This is a genomic window from Rhodobaculum claviforme (assembly GCF_016653255.1).
Classification (GTDB): domain Bacteria; phylum Pseudomonadota; class Alphaproteobacteria; order Rhodobacterales; family Rhodobacteraceae; genus Rhodobaculum; species Rhodobaculum claviforme.
Genome location: NZ_NHSD01000188.1, coordinates 1 through 6,134 on the forward strand (window position 1 = coordinate 1; position 6,134 = coordinate 6,134).

General features: G+C 73.2%; 7 protein-coding genes. All 7 read right to left on the reverse strand.

Annotated features, from left to right (window positions below):
• A partial coding sequence (locus CCR87_RS17495; protein ID WP_274609752.1) for a proton-conducting transporter transmembrane domain-containing protein occupies nt 1-1,103 on the reverse strand: 1,103 nt, incomplete at its 3' end.
• Nucleotides 1,100-2,599, reverse strand: coding sequence for a complex I subunit 5 family protein (locus CCR87_RS06285; RefSeq protein ID WP_201156705.1), 1,500 nt, complete (start codon nt 2,597-2,599; stop codon nt 1,100-1,102). The genes CCR87_RS17495 and CCR87_RS06285, both read right to left, overlap by 4 nt.
• Nucleotides 2,596-4,110, reverse strand: a complete 1,515-nt coding sequence (locus tag CCR87_RS06290) for a complex I subunit 5 family protein (protein ID WP_201156706.1) — start codon at nt 4,108-4,110, stop codon at nt 2,596-2,598. Before CCR87_RS06290 ends, CCR87_RS06285 begins: the two co-directional genes overlap by 4 nt.
• Nucleotides 4,107-4,472: an NADH-quinone oxidoreductase subunit K gene (locus tag CCR87_RS06295; RefSeq protein ID WP_201156707.1), complete on the reverse strand. Its 366-nt coding sequence runs from the start codon at nt 4,470-4,472 to the stop codon at nt 4,107-4,109. The genes CCR87_RS06290 and CCR87_RS06295 overlap by 4 nt, the downstream gene beginning before the upstream one ends.
• Complete coding sequence (locus CCR87_RS06300) at nt 4,469-5,440, reverse strand: hydrogen gas-evolving membrane-bound hydrogenase subunit E (protein WP_201156708.1); 972 nt, start codon at nt 5,438-5,440, stop codon at nt 4,469-4,471. The genes CCR87_RS06295 and CCR87_RS06300 overlap by 4 nt, the downstream gene beginning before the upstream one ends.
• Nucleotides 5,437-5,802, reverse strand: a complete 366-nt coding sequence (locus CCR87_RS06305; protein WP_201156709.1) for a cation:proton antiporter — start codon at nt 5,800-5,802, stop codon at nt 5,437-5,439. Before CCR87_RS06305 ends, CCR87_RS06300 begins: the two co-directional genes overlap by 4 nt.
• Nucleotides 5,799-6,134: MrpF/PhaF family protein (locus CCR87_RS06310; RefSeq protein ID WP_242511888.1), on the reverse strand; the 336-nt coding region annotated here is incomplete at its 5' end. The genes CCR87_RS06310 and CCR87_RS06305, both read right to left, overlap by 4 nt.

Here is a 6,134-nt window from a genome sequence, read left to right on the forward strand (position 1 = left end):
GCCGGAACCGCCAGCGCCAGCATCAGCGCCACCCGCGCCGCGACCGCGGCCTGCGCGGCCACCGCGCCCGCGCCCAGAAACAGCGCCCCCTTGGCCAGCGCATGGTGCGCGGCCAGCGCCACCAGCCCCGGACCCAGCACCGTCCAAGCCACCGGCGCCTTCAGCGCCGCCCCGATCCCCAGCGCCACCAGCCCCATCTGGGCCACGCTCGACCAGCCCAGGACCGCCTTGGGGCTGGCCTCGCGCAGGCCCAGCAGCACGGCGGCGAACAGCGCCACCAGGCCCGCCGCCAGCAGTACGGTGCCGTGATCCTCCAGCACCATCGTCCCCAGCGGCAGCACCGCCATCATGCCCCACAGCCCCGCCTTGATCATCGCCCCCGACAGCACCGCCGAGGCCGGCGCGGGCGCCGCCCCATGCGCCGGCGGCAGCCACACATGCAGCGGCATCACGCCCAGCTTGACCCCCAGCCCCGCGATCACCAGCCAGGCCGCCGGATCCGACAGGCCGGCCGCGCGGATCCCGGCCAGCTCCAGCGTGCCCGCCTGCGCCACCGCCAGCGCAAGGCCCGCGAACAGCGCAAGCTCGCCCACCACCACGAAGCCGATGTAGAGCCGCGCCGCCCCGCGCGCCCCGGGCGTGCCCGCGTGGATCACCAGCCCGTAGGAGGCAAAGCTCATCAGCGCGAAGAAGGTGTAGAAGCCGGGCACGTCGGTCGCCAGGATCAGCCCGAAGTTGCCCGCCATCGCCATCAGGAAGCACGCCGCAAAGCGGCCCGCGTGGTCGGTGTGGCGCAGCCAGCCCCGCGCGGCCCAGGCCGCCGCCGCCCACAGCACCGCGGTGAAGCCCAGAAAGGCCCGGCCCAGGCCCTCCATCCCGAAGCCCGCGCCCATCAGCAGCCATGGTTCGGCCACCGCCGCGGGGGCCGCCAGCAGCGCCACCGCCGCCAGTGCCGGTACCGCCGCCAGCGGCAGCGCCCGCAGCACCCATCCCCCCGCGGGCGTGGCCAGCGCCACCGCCAGGGCCAGCGGCGCCAGAATGGCCGCCAGCAGCAGCGCCTCGGTCATCATCGGGCCGATCACGGGTCCGGTGGCGGGGATCATGGCTGCGGCTCCAGGTATTCGAGGGCGACGATGAAGCGCGTCCACTCCAGCGGGCTGAAGGGCGCGTTGGCAAAGATGCCCGCCACCAGAACCAGGGTCGCGGTGGCGACGGGCGGGGCGGTCATCATCCAGCCGATGCGCGGCCGACCGGGCACGCGGGCGGGCGCGTCGCTCTCCACCCCGAACCAGGCGCGGTGCACGATGGGCAGGAAATACAGCGCATTGAGCAGGCTGGAGCCCGCCAGCAGCGCGATCACCCAGCCCTGGTCCGCCGCCAGGCCGCCCGAGGCGAGGTACCATTTGCTGACAAACCCCGCGAGCGGCGGCAGCCCGATCATCGCCAGCAGCGCCAGCGTGAAGGCCACCATGGTGCCCGGCATCTTGCGGCCCACCCCGTTCATCTGGCTCACGGACTTGACGCCCAGCCCCTCGGCCAGGTTGCCGGCGGCCAGGAACATGGTGATCTTCATCAGCCCTTGGTGGATCAGATGCGCCAGCGCGCCGATGGCGGCGATGGGGCTGGCCAGCGCCACGCCCAGGGTGATGTAGCTGACCTGGCTGACGGTCGAGAACGCTAGCCTGCGTTTCAGGTCATCCTCCATCATCGCGCGCACCGAGCCGTAGAGGATGGTCACGGCGGCCACCGCCACCAGCGGCGCGGTGACGCCGAGGGCTTGTGCGGTGTCGATGCCGAACACCTCGTAGACGACGCGCATGATGCCGAAGGCGCCCGCCTTGACCACCGCCACCGCATGCAGCAGGGCCGACACCGGCGCCGGCGCCACCATCGCGATCGGCAGCCAGGCGTGCAGCGGGAACAGCGCCGCCTTCACCCCCAGCCCCGCGATCAGCACGAAGAACAGCACCCGCGCCTGTACCGGGGCGTCGGCCACCACATCCGCCAGCACGCCGCGCGGCACGAAATCGGTGGTCCCCGCCAGCACCCACAGCCACAGCGTGCCGAACAGCAGCACCAGCCCCCCGCACAGCGTATAGATCAGATAGATCCGCCCCGCCCGCAGCGCCGCCGCCGTGCCCCGGTGCACCACCAGCGGATAGGTCGCGAGTGTCAGGAGTTCATAGAAGATCAGGAAGGTGAACAGGTTGCCCGCCAGTGCCACGCCCGTGGTGGCCGCCACGCACAGGCTGAAGAAACCGAAGAAGCGCGACCGGTGCGGTCCCTTCTCCAGGTATCCCACGGCATAGACGGTGGTGATCAGCCACAGCACGGCGGACAGCGCGATGAACAGCACCGCCAGCGGGTCGGCCTGCAGCTTGAACTCCAGCCCCGGCAGCACGGTGAAGCGCACCTCGTAGATGACGCCGCGCGCCACCTTCCAGCTCAGCCAGCCGACCAGCGCCACCTTGGCCGCCGCCGCCCCGAGGTTGAGCGCCGTGCGCCAGCCCGCCGCGCGTTCGGGCAGCGCAAAGATCAGCGGCGCCACCCCCAGCGAGGTCATCAGGATGAACACCGGCAGAAGCACGACCTCGGTCATGGCGCGCCCCCCAGAACGGCGCCGGTGGCGCGCGCGAACGGCTCGCCCACCTCCAGCATTGTCAGGATCTGCGCCGCGCCCAGCCCCAGCCCGAACGACGCCAGCGCCAGCACCAGCGGCGGCGCGTCCGCCAGCGCCCAGCCCTGATGCTCGCCCACCGGGCCGCGCTGCCGGTCGAAGCGCAGGAACGGCACCATCACCCGCGAGAACACCGCCACACTCAGCAGCGTGCCCACGAAGGTCAGCGCCACCCAGTGCCAGTAGCCGGCCGCCAGCGCTCCCTCCATCAGCAGCCACTTGCCGGCAAATCCGATGCTGGGCGGCAGCCCGATCAGGCTGATCGCCGCCAGCGCAAAGGTGAACTGCGCCAGCGTCGGGCGGACCGGGCTGCGGTCCAGCCGCGCGATCTCGTCATGGCCGACCTCGTCCTTGATGCGGCCGGCGGCCAGGAACATCGCGGCCTTGGCCACCGCATGCGCCAGCATTAGCAGCGCCGCGGCCTTCCAGCTCTCTGCCGTACCGGCCGCGCCCGAGCGGGCAAACGCCACGAAGATCAGCCCGATCTGCGCCACAGTCGACCACGCCACCAGCAGCTTCAGCCGTTCGGCCCGCAGCGCCTGGATGCCGCCCCAGATCATCGCGGCCCCGCCCGCGAGCCCCACCAGCAGCACCAGCCCCTCGGTCGGCGGCACCAGGTACTGGCCCACCCGCAGCACGATATAGAGCGACACCTTCACCACCAGCGCCGACAACAGCGCCGACGCCGGGGCGGTGGCGCTGGCATGCGCCGCCGGCAGCCACCAGTGCAGCGGGAACAGCGCCGTCTTCAGCGCCAGCCCCACCAGCATCAGCGCCAGCACCCCCGCCATCGCCGGGTCCCCCGGCGTCACCAGGTCCGCCAGCCCCATCAGGTCCAGCCGGCCAAAGCGCAGGTACACGAATCCCACCGCCAGCAGGAACAGAAGCGCGCCCAGCATGCTGGCCATCAGGTATTCGAACCCCGCCCGCAGCGCGGCCGCGCCCCCGCCCATCACCGTCAGCCCCACTGCGGCCAGCGAGATCACCTCCAGCATGACGTAGAGGTTGAAGAGGTCCGTCGACAGATACGCCCCGTTCAGCCCCGCCAGCAGCAGCAGCCACAGCGGCCAGAACACCCCGGGGCGGCCCGCGGCCGGACGCGCCCTCTGGCCCGCCAGCGCCGACAGGCTGATGCACAGCCCCACCCCGGCGGTCATCGCCAGCATCATCACCGCCAGCCCGTCGGCGCGCAGGTCGATGCCCAGCGGTGCGCCCCAGCCGCCTAGGGCCATCATGCGCGCGCCCTGCGTGGTGACCGCCCAGCTCAGCGCGGCGACCGCCAGCGTGGTCAGCCCCACCGCTGCGATGCCGATCCCGGCGGCCGCGCGCGGCATCACCAGCCCCGCCAGCGCGCCCAGCAGCGGGGCCATGATGGCCACCACCTCCCAGTCGATCAGATGCGGCATGAGCCCGTCCATCACCGCCGGGGTCATTGCCGGCCCTCCCTGTTCCGTGTGTGCCCGGGTTGCGTGTCCCCGGCTTGTGTGTGCCCGGGCTGCGTGTCCTCGCCGTCCTGGAGGGCGCGGATGCGCCGGATCAGCGCCAGCGCCACCGCCATGGCCGAGACCATCACCACGATGCCGGTGATCACCAGCGCATGCGGGACCGCGTCGATGGCCCCCGGCGCGACCCGCCAGGCCGCGACGATCAGCAGGAACGACGCGCCGATGGCGCAGATCTTCAGCGCCAGCACGCGGCGCAGCGGGGCCGCCGCGGTCATCGCATGGTGCAGCCCCAGGCCAAACATCCCGAGGCCGGCAACGCCATAGATCAGGTCGGGGCCGGGCACGCTCATGGCCGCCGCCCCCGGGACCGGGACACCGGCGCGGGTTCGCGGCCAAAGAACAGCGCGGCCAGGGTGGCGGCGATGGACAGCGTCACCGCGGCCTCGATCGCCAGGATCAGCGGCTTGGCCAGATGGGGCGGGTATTCATAGGCCACCCCCGGCCCCAGCCCGACCCCCAGCGCCACCAGCACGAACACCGCGGCCCCCAGCCCGAACACCGCGCGGGCCCAGGCCCGGTGGTGCGCCTCGGGCCGCCAGCGGCCCGCCAGCACGGCCATGATTCCCACCGCCGACAGCACCGCCCCGGCCTGGAACGCACCGCCCGGCGCATGCGCCCCCGCCCACAGCAGATAGATCCCCAGAACCACCGCCGCCGGCAGCGCCAGCCGGGCATATCCCGCCTGCACCGGTCCCAGCCCGTCCGCCTCCGGCCCGGCGGCCGGATCATGCGCGGCCGCCAGCCCCCGGTCGACGGCCCAGACCACGATCACCGCGATCAGCAGCACCACCACCTCCATCAGCGTGTCGTGGGCGCGGAAGTTCAGCAGCACCGCCGTCACCGCATGCTCCACCCCGCTGGCGGGGAGGTTGTCGCGCACCGGTCCCGCCAGCCCCTCGGGGCGCGGGGCGGTGGCGACCGCCACCACCACCGCCCCCAGCGCGACCGTCACCCCCGCCACTAGGGCCGCCACGCTCCAGCGTACCGGCCCGGGCGCGGGGGCGGCCTCGGGGCCGCGCAGGTGGCGCAGCGTCGCCAGCAGCAGCGCACCGGTGACGCCCGCGCCGATCGCGGCCTCGGCCAGCGCCACGTCGGGCGCGCCCAGCCGCACCCAGGCCAGCGCCACCATCAGCCCCAGCACGATGAACAGCACCACCATCGCAAAACGGTCGGCCGCCGCCAGAACCGCCCAGGACAGCGCCACCAGCGCCAGCGCCAGCGCCACATCGAAGGGCAGCATCGGGTCGATCCCGCTCATTGTCCGACCTCCGGCGTTCCGGTGTCCGGCATTTCAGTCGCGGACGCTTCGGTTTCCGGCCACTGGCCCCCGTGGCGGCGCACGAAGGCCGCGATCAGCTGCGCCCCCAGCGCGCCCGCCAGCGCCACGCAGATCCAGATCAGCGCCAGTCGCAGCGCGGCCCCGCCGGTGCCGGCCATCACCGCGGCCCCCAGCACCACCAGCCCCAACCCCATGGTGTCGGCCTTGGTCAGCGCATGAAGGCGGCTGACGGCGCAGGGAAAGCGCAGCATCCCCACGGTGCCGGCCACGAAGAACACCGCCCCCAGCGCCATCAGCGCCAGGCCCGCGGCCTCGGATGCGGGGATCGGGATCGCGCTCATGGTGCCCGCCCCCCGGCCGAGGCGACGAAGGCCACCACCGCCACCGCCGCCAGCACCGCCAGCGTCAGCGCCACGTCCAGCAGCGCGCGTTGCCCGTCCGCCAGCGCCATCAGCACCAGGATCGCCACCCCGGTGGTGCCGAACAGCTGTGCCGCCAGCATCCGGTCGGCCCGGGTGGGTCCGCGCAGCACCCGCCACAGCCCGGCCAGCATGCTCAGCAGCAAGACCAGCATCAGCCCCGCAAGCGCCACGGCCGCGACCGGTGTGGGGGTGGAAAGCAGCGCATCGCCGGTCATGGCCGGTCCTCCGTCCGTGGGGTTGGCAGGGGGGGG